Source organism: Pantoea sp. nfd-35 (genome assembly GCF_056892255.1).
In genome coordinates this window covers 2,405,241-2,419,948 of sequence record NZ_CP122403.1, presented here as the reverse complement: position 1 = coordinate 2,419,948, position 14,708 = coordinate 2,405,241, and the positions used below count along the sequence as shown (strand labels likewise).

The 14,708-nt window shown below is 53.1% G+C and carries 13 protein-coding genes and 1 pseudogene; 9 read left to right on the top strand and 5 right to left on the bottom strand.

Translation table 11 applies throughout. The features are described 5' to 3' along the window. The first annotated feature begins 28 nt into the window (after window positions 1–28). The 4 genes and pseudogenes from P9J57_RS11230 (at window position 29) to P9J57_RS11215 (ending at window position 4,075) form a co-directional block, all read left to right on the top strand. Window positions 29–277 carry a helix-turn-helix transcriptional regulator gene (locus tag P9J57_RS11230; RefSeq protein ID WP_013025676.1) on the top strand — a complete coding sequence of 83 codons (249 nt, stop codon included), beginning with the start codon at window positions 29–31 and terminating at the stop codon, window positions 275–277. A gap of 684 nt (window positions 278–961) precedes the next feature. Continuing rightward, the gene (locus tag P9J57_RS11225) at window positions 962–1,237 is read left to right on the top strand and encodes a helix-turn-helix transcriptional regulator (RefSeq protein WP_104933353.1); all 276 of its coding nucleotides are present in this window, start codon (window positions 962–964) and stop codon (window positions 1,235–1,237) included. A 24-nt stretch (window positions 1,238–1,261) separates the two neighbouring features. After that, window positions 1,262–2,131 (top strand): N-acetylmuramoyl-L-alanine amidase, encoded by an 870-nt coding sequence (locus tag P9J57_RS11220; RefSeq protein ID WP_041931002.1) that lies wholly within the window; start codon window positions 1,262–1,264, stop codon window positions 2,129–2,131. 513 nt (window positions 2,132–2,644) lie between these two features. Beyond that, window positions 2,645–4,075 (top strand): annotated as a pseudogene (locus P9J57_RS11215) (purine-cytosine permease family protein). 89 nt (window positions 4,076–4,164) lie between these two features. Here the strand turns inward: P9J57_RS11215 and P9J57_RS11210 are convergent. Then, complete coding sequence (locus P9J57_RS11210) at window positions 4,165–5,067, bottom strand: AraC family transcriptional regulator (protein WP_420916628.1); 903 nt, start codon at window positions 5,065–5,067, stop codon at window positions 4,165–4,167. A 124-nt stretch (window positions 5,068–5,191) separates the two neighbouring features. On the opposite strand from P9J57_RS11210, the gene P9J57_RS11205 reads away from it, so the two are divergent. The 5 genes from P9J57_RS11205 (at window position 5,192) to P9J57_RS11185 (ending at window position 10,257) form a co-directional block, all read left to right on the top strand. Further along, window positions 5,192–6,079 (top strand): SDR family oxidoreductase, encoded by an 888-nt coding sequence (locus tag P9J57_RS11205; protein WP_174260741.1) that lies wholly within the window; start codon window positions 5,192–5,194, stop codon window positions 6,077–6,079. A 574-nt stretch (window positions 6,080–6,653) separates the two neighbouring features. Beyond that, on the top strand, window positions 6,654–7,757 hold the full coding sequence (locus tag P9J57_RS11200; RefSeq protein ID WP_015700371.1) for a mechanosensitive ion channel family protein: 1,104 nt from the start codon (window positions 6,654–6,656) through the stop codon (window positions 7,755–7,757). Between the two features lie 172 nt (window positions 7,758–7,929). Beyond that, on the top strand, window positions 7,930–8,511 hold the full coding sequence (locus P9J57_RS11195) for a histidine phosphatase family protein (protein ID WP_483279214.1): 582 nt from the start codon (window positions 7,930–7,932) through the stop codon (window positions 8,509–8,511). Between the two features lie 104 nt (window positions 8,512–8,615). After that, window positions 8,616–9,323 carry an alpha/beta hydrolase gene (locus P9J57_RS11190; protein WP_483279213.1) on the top strand — a complete coding sequence of 236 codons (708 nt, stop codon included), beginning with the start codon at window positions 8,616–8,618 and terminating at the stop codon, window positions 9,321–9,323. Window positions 9,324–9,429: 106 nt separating this feature from the next. Next, complete coding sequence (locus P9J57_RS11185; protein WP_013025685.1) at window positions 9,430–10,257, top strand: MBL fold metallo-hydrolase; 828 nt, start codon at window positions 9,430–9,432, stop codon at window positions 10,255–10,257. A gap of 440 nt (window positions 10,258–10,697) precedes the next feature. Here the strand turns inward: P9J57_RS11185 and P9J57_RS11180 are convergent, their stop codons facing one another. The 4 genes from P9J57_RS11180 to P9J57_RS11165 all read right to left on the bottom strand — a co-directional run bounded on the left by P9J57_RS11180 (window position 10,698) and on the right by P9J57_RS11165 (window position 14,608). Next, a complete protein-coding gene (locus tag P9J57_RS11180; RefSeq protein ID WP_015700368.1) occupies window positions 10,698–11,081 on the bottom strand; it encodes a hypothetical protein in 384 nt (127 codons plus the stop codon). Between the two features lie 665 nt (window positions 11,082–11,746). Continuing rightward, complete coding sequence (locus P9J57_RS11175; RefSeq protein WP_014605903.1) at window positions 11,747–12,250, bottom strand: Lrp/AsnC family transcriptional regulator; 504 nt, start codon at window positions 12,248–12,250, stop codon at window positions 11,747–11,749. Window positions 12,251–12,260: 10 nt separating this feature from the next. Then, window positions 12,261–13,628 (bottom strand): aspartate aminotransferase family protein, encoded by a 1,368-nt coding sequence (locus P9J57_RS11170; RefSeq protein ID WP_078828655.1) that lies wholly within the window; start codon window positions 13,626–13,628, stop codon window positions 12,261–12,263. Window positions 13,629–13,642: 14 nt separating this feature from the next. Beyond that, window positions 13,643–14,608: a phosphotransferase gene (locus P9J57_RS11165; protein WP_230957748.1), complete on the bottom strand. Its 966-nt coding sequence runs from the start codon at window positions 14,606–14,608 to the stop codon at window positions 13,643–13,645. Window positions 14,609–14,708: the final 100 nt, after the last annotated feature.

The following is a 14,708-nucleotide window of genomic DNA, read 5'->3' as shown; positions in this document are numbered from 1 at the left end:
ATTTTCTGATTCGCTATGGAGATAACATGTGCTTAGGGTTATCGGGAAACATGGAGAAAATGTTTTTTTAACGGACAAAGAAATTGCCGTAATAGGGTTTTACATGACCGGAATGAAATTACAGCAGATTGCGTGCAGGACAGGCATGGATGTGCTGAAAATTCGTTACCACAAACGCAGGGTGATGCGTAAATTAGGTGTGAAAAACAATAAGGAACTTATTCTCTGGTTCATCGCCAACCGTCCCTCTTTTAGTCTTGAGGAGAGGGAGGGTTAGTGCAAAACGAGGATTCATCCAATTAATAACCAACGGGTGTACGTGGTTTGAATATTTTGGCGAACGCTCTCGGCACTGTGCCGGCGATATGCCTTCCTCTCCGCAATGTAAGTGGGCAGGTGCAGGGAAGGTTTATGGCGTTGGAGGCGGTGCTGGCAAAACGTTGCGAGGAAAAGGGGGCTTTTGGCCGCTGTAGGGGGGAAAGATATTGCCGGAGGATTCTGCGCCTTTCTGTAACTGGCGGGGATGAGTTACAGACAGGCGCAGATAATATCCTTTCTGGTTGTGTAACGTCCTAAAATTGTTATCTCAATGTTCTGAGATGAACGCTTTATTGAATATGAAAATAGCGAGAGGCTAAAAAAACAGTACATCCGATATTCTGAGAATGGAGATCTGTTCTGTGTGGCTTCGTGCTTAGGGTTTCTATCAATTAAATGCGGCGTTTTTAGAAATTATGATGCCGGGTTGAGGGGGGCATGTTAATCCGGTACGTACAATCCGGAATTATCTTGGCTAGTCGTTCACTGAATACCACCAGGTTAGGGAAGGTGGCATTTTTATATGGCGTTGGGATGATGAATGACAGGTTGGGATTTGAAGTTGATTGTTAATTAAATATTTTTTTTGGTTGTTTGTGGAGAGATAAAAAATTATTGCTCCAGTGGAGGGGTTGTGACTTTTATGGATAATGCAAAACGTTGTCTGACATTTACTGAAAATGAAGTAGCGGTTACCTGGTTTTTTATGACCGGGATGACAGTAAGGCAAATAGCCGAATGGATGAGTATGCCGGAGAAAGCAGTCAGTTATTATAAACGGAGAGTGATGAAAAAAATCGGCGTGAAGAATGATAATGAATTCATTATGTGGTTTTTGGAAAACAGGCTTTCTTATCAGAGGAGCGAGATTGAATTTTCTATCCTCCGTCAGAATAAAAGAGCGATCAGGATAAAGTAAATGTTGCAAAAGGATTTAATTGATATGGGAATTAAAAAGAATGCAAGATGCATCCTTACCAGCCTGTTTTTACTGTTATCACTTACAGGTTGTAGCCATAGCATTTCGTCAAAAGCAAACAGGCAAGACTATACGCTGAGCCATGATTATTCTTCACTCGCCCAAAACGAACGTATTCGTTTCCTGGTTTTTCATTACACGGCCGCTGATAACGCGACATCGTTAAAACTTCTTACAGGTAATAATGTCAGCGCCCATTACCTTATTCCTGAGTCGCCTGACAATACAGCAGATAAACCCCTCATCTATCAACTGGTCCATGAAGATAAGCGCGCCTGGCACGCCGGTGTCAGTAACTGGAATGGGCGTGTCAATCTCAATGATTCTTCTGTCGGTATTGAGATTGTTAATCGTGGTTTTTCAGAAAATATGTTGGGACATAAAACCTGGTATCCCTACGATGAAAAACAAATCAAGGCGCTTGTCGCGTTGTCCAGGCGCATTATCCAGCGTTATAATATTACCCCTGATAACGTAGTCGGTCATAGTGATATCGCCCCCCTGCGAAAACAAGACCCCGGTAAGCTGTTTCCCTGGAAACAACTGGCTGCTCAGGGGATCGGGGCCTGGCCGGAAGCAGAGAAAATAAAAAAATATCTCAACGGTCGTCTGCCAACCGCACCTGTGAATGTTCATAAAATGCAGGTGCTACTTAAAACCTATGGATATGATGCTATTCCACAAACGGGTGTGCTGGACGAGGAGACTATAAAAACCATTCAGGCGTTTCAAATGCACTTCAGACCGGCGCTTGATAACGGCATACCTGATGCGGAAACAGAGGCAATTGCTCAGGCGCTTAACGAACAGTATCGCCCAAAGGCCATTGATTGAAGGGATCATCAACTCAAGGCCAGGCAGCGACTTTGAGCATCGGGCTGTTACGCATGCCAATAACGCAGAGGCGGTGTGCTGGGTGGGCGGCTAACGGGCAAACGTTATGTTTAGGCTGACTCCTTATAAGGGCTCCAGTCAGTTTGTGAACGGAGCCAGAGGGCGATTCATATCGCAATTTTCCCGTGTTGGCTGTTGTGGATTTAACACCTGGTAAGGCATGTGGCGCGTTTCGCCTGTACTCGGCTTTGCCTTCAATACGTCAATCTGACGGGTTGAGGGCAGGAGCCAGTGCGATTGTTCGTTTTCACGCCCGACATGCTTGCAAGCGATGCGCGGTCACCTGTCAGGCTTGCCTGCACCATCACATTTTCCAATGACGCGTCATCTTGTAACTTCTCAACTCGCATGACAGTATCGTTACATGTATATACATGTACTACCGTTTACACATCCATCCGTTCAACAATAGGTCTCAACGCACCGCGTATGCTGTGTTCCAGTGAGGAAACTATGCCAGCTGAATCACCTGCAGCAGATTATTCAGGCGCAGAGAAACCGCGCCTGTCAGAAACCCGTTCGATTGATTACATCCCGCCGCGCGAACGTCACGGGCAGCCTTTCAGCCAGTTTACCCTCTGGTTTGGCGGTAATCTGCAAATCACCGCCATTGTCACGGGCGCGCTGGCTGTGGTTCTGGGCGGCGATGTGGTGTGGTCGCTGGTTGGGCTGCTGGTCGGCCAAATCATCGGGGCGGGCATCATGTCGTTACATGCCATTCAGGGCCCGCGCCTGGGGTTACCGCAGATGATCACCAGCCGCATGCAGTTTGGTGTATTCGGTGCGGTCATTCCCCTGGTGCTGGTCTGTATAATGTACGTCGGCTTTTCTGCCAGTGGTACGGTGCTGGCGGGACAGGCGCTGGCGAAGCTTATTCACGTCAGCAACGCGACCGGAATGGTGGTGTTTAGCGCCCTTATTGTGGTAATTGCGGTGCTGGGCTATCGTGTGATTCATCAACTGGGGAAACTGGCGAGCGTGATCGGCGTCCTGGCCTTTGCCTATTTATTCATCACGCTGCTCTCCACTCACGACTTATCGGCGGTATGGCAGAATCGCCATTTTACGCTGGCTAACTTTCTGCTGGCGGTCTCGCTGTCTTCCTCCTGGCAAATTGCGTTTTGCCCCTATGTCTCTGACTATTCGCGCTATCTTCCCGCCGATGTTTCCGCAAAGACGCTGTTCTGCTCGGTGTTCTTTGGCAGCATGACCGGCACCCAGGCATCAATGACCCTGGGCGTGATCGTTGCCGCGATCGCCGGTAAGGCCTTTTCAGGCAATGAGGTTGGCTATATTGTGAGTCTGGGCAGCAGCGCCACCATGGCGATGGTGATCTATTTCGCCATCTGCTTTGGCAAAATTACGTTCACCACGTTAAATGCCTATGGCAGTTTTATGTCTCTGACGACCATTGTGTCGGGTTTTCGCCAGCAAACCTCGCTCAGTCAGGCGGGGCGCGTTATGTTTGTCACCTCAATGGTGACGCTGGCCTGCGTGATTGCCCTGCTGAGTGAACCGGCTTTCCTGAAATCCTTTACGCACTTCCTGCTGTTTCTGCTGGCTTTCTTTGTGCCCTGAAGTGCGATAAGCCTGACTGATTTTTATCTCATCACCCATGGCAAAGTAGATATCCCGGCGCTGTCGCAGCCAGACGGGCGCTATGGGCGCTGGAACGGGGCCGGTATTTCGGTCTACTTTCTGGGCGTGCTGGTGCAACTGCCGTTTATCGATAACCCGCTTTATCATGGTTCGCTGACCTGGATCTTTGCCGGCAATGACATCTCGTGGATCATCGGCTGGATTGTGACGGCGCTGCTGTGGCTGCTTGCCTGCCGGTGGGATCGGCGGGGCAAACTTGAAGCGTCTGTCTGCCCGGCCAAATAACCGCGAGACGATCGCCAACCGCGACGATCGTCTCGCATCATGTCCAACATTCCCGTCTGTTGCCGTCTGCCAGGGCAGGCTTGAACCTGTTACCCTGCGGGGAATTTTCCAGGTGTGCAGCCGATGACGCGCTTAAAGGCTTTTCTGAATGCACTTTCTGACTCGTATCCCAGCGAGGTGGCAATATGCAGTACAGAGTCATCAGTCTGTTGTAAGCGGTCGCAGGCCAACAGCATTCGCCACTGGGTGAGATAGGCAGCAGGAGCCATACCCACGGTTTGGCTAAAGTGTTGTGCGAACGCCGAACGTGACATTCCCACTTGCGTGGCGAGCGTTTCCACTGTCCAGCCCTGTCCGGGGGCATCGTGCATACAGGCTATCGCCGCGCTCAGCTTTTTATCGCGGAGAGCAAAGAGCCAGCCAGTGCGGGGAGTTGTGCTGTCATCGGCGTGCAATCGCAGGGCCTGTATGACCAGCATAAAAGCCAGTTGCTGCACGATAAGCTCGCTGCCCGGCTGAGGGGCGCGCACTTCCTGAGCCATCCGTTCAAGTGCCCAATACATCGCCTTTTTATCTGCGTCTCTGTGAACATGCACCACGGGTGATAAGGAATGCAAAAGCAGGCGTGCAGCGCGGCCAGCCAGTAAAAAATGCCCGCCTACCAGAAAACAACCTGACGTTTCGTGCGTTTTGGTTGCGATATCGGAAATCATTTCAGTCCGGACGGTCTGAAAATCGACCGGTTTTTGCGTTAAGTCTGTTGCCAGTCTGAAAGGGGGGCCGGGAGGTAAAAGATAACACTCTCCAGCGGTGAGCCTGACGGGCTCTGCCAGTCCCTCAACGGACAGCCAGCAGGATCCAAACACGACGGCATAGCATTTGACCCCGTCATGAGCGGGCCACTGGACTGCCTGTGCAGGATCAAGAACAACACCGCCTGAAACGTAACTTTCAGTTTTGAGTAGCGATAACAACTGTGATAGCGGGTCCATAGTCTGCTCCGGACGATCGGACATAAAACAGCGACGTTCCAGCATAGAATGTATTACGCCTCCCGTCTAAATTAGCTGCATCGGGTTGTTAAATGATGGCTGATTCACAGTAAGGACGAACAGGATGCGAATTTTTCTTACCGGCGCGACGGGATTTATCGGCACCGCGGTTGCCGCTCAGCTTATTGCCTCCGGCTACCAGGTTTCAGGGCTGACCCGAAGCCAAAAAGGCGCGGAAGTGCTGGCTGCTGCGGGTGTCGAACCCTTTTTTGGCGACATTAACGACCTTCAATGCCTGCGGCGCGGCGCGTCACTAAGCGACGGGGTTATTCACACAGCGTTTAATCATGATTTTTCCACGTTTGTCGCCCAATGCGAAAAAGACAGGCTGGTGGTTGAGGCGCTGGGTGAAGCCCTGGCGGGAACGCAGCGGCCGCTGATCGTCACGTCCGCCGTCGCGCTGGGCTCAGCAGGGCCTGGCAGCCTGGCAGTTGAAAACCACGTTAACGTTGAACACCGCAATCCGCGTAAGGCGACAGAACGGGGCGCAATGGCGGTCTTAGAAAAAGGGATCAATGTTGCCGTCATCCGGCTCTCTCAGGTGCATAATCCCTTGAAACAAGGGCTAGTGACCTCATTGATTGAAACGGCCCGGCAAAAGGGCGTCTCGGCCTGGGTGGGCGAGGGTCAGAACCGCTGGTCGGCAGTACATATCAGTGATGCTGCACGGCTTTATGTCCTCGCCCTTGAAAAAAATCTGGCGGGCAGGCGCTATCATGCCGTAGCAGAAGAAGGTATTCCCCTGCGCAGCATTGCCGAAACGATTGGACAGGTGCTTGATGTGCCGGTGGTACGCATTGAGGCGAGTGAAGCATCAGCACACTTTGGCGCGTTGAGCAAATTTGTTGCAGAGGACATGTCTGCTTCGGCTGCAATCACCCGCAGGGATCTGGACTGGGAGCCACAGGGGCCCGGCTTACTGGCTGACCTTGAGCAGGTTCGTCTGCGTTAACGGGATAACGACACTGCTCTGCCAGGTCCGCTGCACCCTAAGTGGACCTGCTCAACGTAATATGCCCTGCCAAAGCGACATCGTTCTGCCCGTCGCCCACCGCAGGCGTGAGTGATGCGCCGGGAGTATGCTTTCCCCCGGGAAAACCCCTTTTTCCACTGACGGGTAGGAGTGTTTGCCTTCTGCAAGATGACGGCTTTGCGTTTGACGTTGCGGTTGTGCGGCAATCGTGCCTGTCTCGCTCGGCAATGCTTTTGCACCGAAGCCAGGCCTTGCTGCGCTTTCGCGTATTTCCCCCGCTACCAGCAGAGCATGTCGGTTGAGTGAAGCCGATGGCGATATCTTACTTGCCCGAAAGTAAATAAGTCTTATTTTCAGTCGGTTATGAACACAACGCCGCTAAAAATGGCCGCCTTACGCGGTTTTTATCCGATTAAAGAGGCAGTGGGTCAAATTTTTCATAGACTACTATACGTAATCACGTCGTTCGCAGATAACCGAGAAAACAGCGGTTACTGATTTTAGTGACCTTTCATACAGCCGAAGGCTGTCGATTGCTTGAGAAGGGAAAATGATGTCGTTGATCTTTGATGAGTTCTCAGGGGTGCCAACCTGGGTGCCTGCGGTTTTACTGGTTATCTTTTCGTTAATTGTGGGCTTTCTGTCCCGATTTGTTCTTTTTGTGTTTATTCGCTACTGGCAAAATCGCGATAGAAAACTGTTCAAATCGCTTGAAAAGCATCTACGTGGATCCCTGTTTCTTTTTATTCCCCTACTGCTCATCAATATCGGGGTGAATTATATTAATATCCCCCCAAAATCCCTGAATTTTATCACCGCCACCGCCAATATTTTTATTATCCTGTCGGTCTGCTCGGTATTGATTCGGTTGACGAATGTGGCGCAGGATATGCTCTTTATCCGTTATGACATTAATCTGTCGAATAACCTTCGCGCCCGCAAGATTCGTACGCAATTAATGTATGTCAAAAAGGTCGCCATCGTCATCCTGGTGTTATTCTGTCTGTCCATGATTCTGCTGAGCTTTCCGGGTGTGCGTAAATTTGGCACGACGATTCTGGCGGGTGCTGGCGTAGCCGGAATCATCATTGGCTTTGCCCTGCAGAAGTCGCTGGTGAATCTGTTTGCCGGAATCCAAATTGCCTTCACGCAACCGATAAAAATTGACGATGCCGTGGTCGTGGAAAAAGAGTGGGGCTGGATTGAGGAGATCAATCTGACCTACGTTGTCGTGCGTATCTGGGACCTGCGCCGACTGGTTCTGCCCATTACCTACTTTACCGAAAATGCCTTTCAGAACTGGACGCGGAATAACGCGCAAATACTCGGCTCGGTTTTTCTTTACGTGGATTATTCCATGCCGCTGGAACCTCTCCGCCAGCATTTTGAAAAAGTACTCAGTGAAACGAGGCTTTGGGATCAGCAGACGCAGGTGCTCCAGGTCACCGATACCAGCGAAAAAACCATGACCATCAGGTTGTTAATGACCGCACAGAACTCTCCCACGGCCTGGGATTTACGCTGTTACGTACGTGAGAAAATGATTGAGTTTATTCAGCAACATTATCCGCAGAGTTTGCCGCATGTCAGAGCGACGCTGACCGATTCGGAGATGAACGGCCAGGAGGCCAGGTCGCAACCCGGCTCGCTTGGGTGACAGCGCACAGAATACAGATGCGCCGGACGGGGCATAAGCGCTATTGTGCCTGTGTCTGGCGCACTTGTGCAGCCAGTCAGCGGATTCATTCGTTCATCAATCGTTAATCTGTTGTTGGTGAACTGCTCTGAAATCAGGCCCTTACTGGCGAATTTATGACTCACAGGACGTCATGATGAAGAAATTTTTGGCATTAATGTTTGCGTGTACTGCCCTTGTCCCCTTGAGTGCTGAGGCCGACAGTACCTATGTTTTTTTTCGTCATGGCGAAAAACCCGACAACGCAAGTGGTCAACTGACCTGCAAAGGTCTTAATCGGGCCTTGAAACTTCCTGCAGTGTTGCTGAGCCGCTATGGAAACCCGGATGCGCTTTACGCCTCTGCACCGAAAGAGGATAAAACAGGGAGTTCGCTGCGGCCACTCTCCACGCTGATACCTCTGGCGGTGCAGGTTTCCAGGCCTGTAAGACTGCGCTTTCACGCGGATAAACCCCGTAAACTGGTCTCTGACCTTCTCAATGAGAAACGCGTTCCGCTGACCATGATCGCCTGGGAGCATAAAAATCTGGTCATTGCTGCCCGGACACTTGTTGAAAAAACGGGCGGAGATGCGGGGCTTGTACCTGACTGGCCGTCAGCGGATTTTGATTCAATTTATGTGGTAAAAATTGACGATCGCCAGCACTTCAAATCATTTACTCAGGATGCAGAGGGGCTCAATGACGTTTCATCCCAATGTCCTGACCAGTCATAATTCACGAAGCCGGGGTTTACTGTGTGGCAGAACGGCATCCAACGCGTAAAGGTGGCGAGAGCCTGTTAATATTTTTGACAATCGGTTAAGCGGGATGCGTTTTGATGGACAAAAGTGATCTTACTGAAACGTCTCGGATCAAACATGGGGAAGAGGCGTTTGGCGTCACCTTATTGCAGGTTAAGGAGGCGACGCGCTGTATCCTTTTTGCTGCGGGGCTGGGCGGCAGTCCGCTGCGCCATCTTGAACTTCTCCAGACCTTTGCCCGCCATGGCGTTTCCGTTGTCGCGCCACACTTTGAACGGTTGACCTCACCCGTGCCCACCAGAGCTGAATTACTGGAACGCTGCCAGCGGCTTGCGCGGGCTCAGAATGAATTTTGTAGCGGTTATGCGTCGGTTACCGGTGTTGGCCACTCCCTGGGTAGCGTGATTTTATTGCTGAATGCCGGGGCTGTAGCGATGACAAGCGCTGGGGAATCGGTTGTTTTCGCAGGCGACCGGATGTTGCATCGACTTATTTTACTGGCACCGCCCGCCGATTTTTTCCAGGTTCCGTCTGCGCTGGCAGCGGTGAACGTACCTGTTCACATCTGGGCAGGTGAAAAGGACAGCCTGACGCCCCCGTCCCAGGCCTGCTTTCTTAAACAGGCACTGGAGGGTTACACGCAGACTTATCTCTGTGTGATGGAAGAGGCCGGGCATTTTACCTTCATGAATACCTTGCCTCCGCAGGTAACCGATTCACATCCGTCGCGAGAGGCCTTTCTTTTAGATTTGGGCGAAAACATAGCCCGGCTGGTGACTGATTAGCACAGAGGGCGGGGCGATGAGATTTTTGCAGGGATAACCTCTTCCAGCTGATACGATTCAATCATAATCATCAAAAGCATCATTTCATCCTGTCTTAGGGGCTACTGTGAAACAGAAATCGAACTATCGCGTGGGTGACTGTGACGTCTTCAAGGTTTCTGAACTTGAGGCGTCATTATCTGTGAGCATGCTATATCCAGACCAGCAGCTGGACGGCCTTTCTCCTGAAAATATCGCGCTTTCGGTGCATAGCTGGATTGTCCGGACGCCGGATAACGTCATTGTCATTGATACAGCGAGTGGTAATGGACGTGAGCGTCCCGGCTCTCCGCTTTCCCACCAACTGGATACGCCTTATGAACAACGTTTTCGCGAGACAGGCATTGATCCCGATGAGGTGGACATCGTTTTGCTCACCCATCTGCATGGCGACCATGTTGGCTGGAATACTCATCAGGTTGAAGGCAAGTGGACGCCATTTTTCAAAAATGCGCGCTATCACTGTTCCGCTATTGGCCTGAAAAGCTGGCAAAACGATCCGGCAAGAAAAACGGTTTTAGAAGACAGCTTTAACCCGGTGATCGATGCCGGTTTACTTGAGACGTTCGATGTGAGTCAAACGCCGCATTTCGCAGAAGTGTTACGCGTTGTCCCGACGCCGGGGCACAGCCACGATCATGCGTCGATTATCCTGCACAGTGCGGGGGAATATGCCTTATTCAGCGGTGACCTGATGCATAATGAGCTTCAGGTCAGGCAGCCTCATCTGGCCTCACGCTTTTGTGCCAATGCAGAGCAGGCTGAAGTTCAACGCCGCTGGGCGATGGAATGGGCTGTCGAGAATCAGGCGCTATGGTTCAGCGCTCACTTTGCCCGAAGTTCCGCCGGTTATATCAATAAAACGGCAAACGGCTTTGAATGGCGTTTTGTCTGAGCCGGTTGGGTTATCTCACGTTGTCATCCTTGCCTGACCTCAGTGCGCCCCGCGTTGAATGGCGGTGCCGGGGCAGGCGGCATCAATCTAGGATTTCCCCACGTTCGCGCGCAACGGAGAAACGGTTCGCATGGATGCGCCCGGACGCCTGACTGTTTATTGGGGTTAACGGTGTATCTGGTGCGAGCGATCTGACCCTAAAAGGCCAGGGCGTGACCGCGACGTTCGAAAACGGACGGCTGCCTCACGTTAAGACAGGCGAACTCATGCCGCTGCATGACGCGTGGTGGGCCTTTTTTGCCTGCCCCTGGCGCTATTTTCCCCGCCGGTTGATGTCTGCGCCGTTGCGCGCAGTTATTGATTGTCTTAAAAAGGATCGCAAGGCTTCTGCGGATTCCGGCATGGGCTTAGGTTTCGCGTCGGTGGCGGGTAGGCGAGCGCTAAGGTGCAGCAAGGTTGTCGCAGTCCGACTGTTTTCGGCACATCGTAAAACGGCGACAAAAAGAGGCCGCAACAGCGGGCATTAAGTCGTTTTTCCAGGCAATATCCAGGTCACCGACATTGTCACATGTCACACCTGCCGACACATCGCGGCAGCTGTGACGTTCGGCGGTCGTCATCGCACTTTGTAAACCGGTACTCAGATGGGATTGATAGTCATCAAGCGCATCACGAATGTCAGCCGGTGCGAGCCATTCAAGATGTTTAGCTGGGCACTGGCGAGCGAGTTCAGCCTGATAGATCTGCCAGACATTGGCAACGGGGGGCGCTGCCAGCGCAGCGGTTGTTCCTGCAAACAACAAGACAGCCATCTGATATCGCATGATCATTTTCACCGCTCAAAGCCTTAACGTTCGGCCTGGTTTATTGCGGATAATACCGCTGCATCAGGCTCATCCCTAAAGTCACCCTCAGCTACGGTCGAAAAGCCGGGGTTAACAGGGTGCAGAAAGCCGATCAGCGCCTTTACGTCAGCCTCTGCTGCGCGCTGAGCGTAAAGGGCACTATAGCACTGCACTCCCTCTTCCAACAGGGGCTCTTATCAGCCAAAAACGGCGTAGAAACCGGGCGCGGTGATCCCGTTGGCGATGCTGGCCTTAAGCCTCGTGAGACGGTGTGATGCATCGGCGTGCTGTCAGAAAAGATGCGTTGCAGGGTGGTCCGTTTGGATGCTTCAAGGCGCCGTACGGCAATGTCTTTGATCGCATTACCACATGGACAGGTCGCAACGCCGTTCTGCTGCTGGCGCGCTGTTTCGCAGTGCCTGGCAGTCGGCTTACACCAGGGGCACGTGGACATACAGGATGTTTTCAAAGCCGGACCGGGAAGGGGGAACAACCGTCCAGTACAGTCGGCACCCCTCACAGAAATGTCCGCCCCTGATGAGGGGCAAATCGCGCTTTTGGCCTGAACTCGGGTCTTATCGACAGGCGGGTAACGGTCAGGCGCATTTCCTGTGATTTGACGTGCCGTCAGCCTCCATAAGTCCCTACGACCAGCTTGCCTGCCCGGTTGCAATCTCGCTCAGTGGCTCTTCGCGCCACTGCCAGGGTTGCCGAAGAACGACCCGGCTGGCGAATTTGGCAATACCGATCTCATCGTCCAGCAAACGATCCATCAGGTCCTGAAACCTGTGAAGATTCGGGGCGATGATTTTCAACAGATAGTCATAGCCTCCGCTGATGTTGTAGCACTCTACAATCTCCCGGTACTTACAGGCGCCGGATTCGAATTTGATAAAATCGGACGGGTAATGACTGTTCAGGGTGATTTCGGAGAACACAACCAGGTTATTACCCAGTTTATTCAGCGTAACCCTGGCGGCGTAACCCGAAATAATTCCGCTCTGCTCCAGGCGTCGGGTGCGCGCCAGGCAGGGACTGGGGCTGAGGCTGATCGCCTCAGCCAGTTCCACTATCGAACACCGCCCCTCGCGCTGAAGATGCTCAAGTATTCTGATATCGGTACGATCGAGGGGTTTAGTGTGCGTCATGGTCAGGTGATTACCTCAGAACAGACTGGGAAGCCCTGGCGGCCGTCGCTTCTGTCAGCGACTGATCGAGGACATCGATTATCATTCCCGCCTGATCTGCCGTCAAGACCAGCGGTGGGCGAATTTTCAGCACGTTGTGGCCCATTGCGCATGCGCTCAGCAGCACGCCTTTTTGACGCATTCTGTTCACCACCTGACTGGTCAGCCAGCGATCCGGGGTGCGCGACAGACGATCGGAAACCAGTTCCACGCCAACGAAGAGGCCGGCACCGCGAACATCACCGATCGCCTCATGCTTTTTACCCAGCGCGGTTATGCCATCAAGCAGCTGTTTGCCTACATCGCGCGCATGGGCAACCAGGCCATCCCTTTCAATGGTTTTCAGAACGGCCAGTGCGGCTGCGCAGGAAACGGTATTGCCCGCAAAAGTATTGAAATACCGTGAGCGTTGACCAAACTCCGCAAGCACGTCAGCGGTGGCCAGCAGGCCGGCAATCGGCTGACCGTTGCCCATCGGCTTGCCCAGCGTCACCATGTCCGGAATAACGCCGTGGCGCTGGAAGCCCCACATTGTCTCGCCTGTGCGCCCAAAGCCGGGCTGAACTTCATCGGCAATAAACACGCCACCGGCCCGCTTGATGGCTTCAACTGCACCTTTCATAAAGCCCACCGGACCAGGCAAGATGCCATCGCTGGTGAACAAGGAATCGACGATCAGCGCGGCGGGTTTGATGCCGTGACGCTGCAGGTCGGCGATTGCGTTTTCCACGTCGCGCGTGAAGCGCTCGCTAAGATCGGCTCCCTCAGCATGATAAAGCCGTGGGGCAGGAATCAGGCGCACATGGGCGCCAAGATCCACCGACGTGCCTAAAGAGGGCGAAAACTGAGACACCGCGTCCGTGATGCCGTGATAGGCCGTCTCGGTCACAATAATGCCGGTGCCCCCGGTACGAACTTTGGCAATACGGTAAGCCAGGTCATTGGCCTCACTGCCTGTGCAGGTCAGCATCAGATGCGCAAGCGCGGTTTCCGGCACGGTGGCCAGCAGGCGTTCGGCCAGTTCCAGAATGGTGTCGTGCAGGTAGCGGGTATTTGTTGCCAGCGTCTGAACCTGCTGACAGATGGCCTCGGTGACGGCAGGATGGCAGTGCCCAAGCGAGGTGACATTATTATAAATATCCAGATAGCGACGGCCCTCAGGATCGAAGAGCCACACGCCTTCACCGCGTACGATATGTAAGGGATGCTCGTACATCAGGCGATAGGCCGGGCCGAGCAGCGCATCGCGCCGTTGAATCATCGCGGCGGTGACCGGTCCCACGTCGACCTGGCCGGGGATATAGGCGTTTACCATATTGAGATCTGTCGTGCTTTTCATACAATTCTCCGGTTTCAGAGTTCAGCCAGCAGTCGGTCACGTGCCGTATCGCGAGACAGATCCGCCATTAAAGACAGCGCCTCCCACGCGGCTGGGTTGTGCCGCATGATATAGGCGCGATTGTGTGGATAGCGAACCGCGCGCCACTCGGTAATCAAAACGGTAATCAGATGACGGGTCGCCATCAGATCGGTCACGACCGCCTGCTCCAGATCGGTAAGCGGGAGCGTCTGGTGGTAGGCGCCGACAAACTGGGCGGCGCCGGCAAAAGGATCGACGCTGCCTGTCATCTGAAAGGCCGCCGCGGTTGCGACTTCGCCGACCAGGGGGGCATAAAGCATGTCGCCAAAATCGATAATGCCCGTAATACGATCCTGCGCCTCTGGCGCAACCATCACGTTGTAGAGATGGAAGTCGTTATGGATAACCTGCGCCCTCAGCGCCGGAAGGCGCGGCAGGATATGGGTGATAAAACGCGTCATAAATTTTTCAGCCAGCCTGCGACGGGTGGGATCCACGAGGTCTTCCAGCTTATCCATCAGGCGATGCGCGGCTGAAACGTTCCAGAGAAGATCGTGGCTGGCAGCGGGATGGCTGAATGCCTGTAAAGCCAGGTCAAGCCGGGCCAGACAGGTGCCCATCGCGCAACGCTGTGCTGGGGTTCTCTCCGTATCCTTAACCTGTATACCGTCTAAATAGGTCAGCATTCTGACGGTCGTTATTTCTCCTCCGTCAAGAGTGACGTTGTCACGCAGGGAGCCCTCTAGCGTTCGCACGACGCGCGGCGTGGACAGCCCGGGCGCAGCCTCGGCGATGTGATTAAGCGCGGCAATCTGAAAATCCACGATGGACAGCGCTTCAGAGGGATTACTGATCTTTAACACATAGCGCGTGCCGTCGGCCTGCTCGATGCAACAGTTCTGATCGCGCTCACTGGCCAGCGGCAGGACGGTGCCCTCAATGCCATATTTTTCAGACACTAAAGATTGGATAGCCGGCAGCGAAAGCGCTGGCGCAGCTGTGCTGAGTGCGACCGCCTTGGGCCTCTGCTCATCAGGCATCATATTTCCTCGTTTCTCC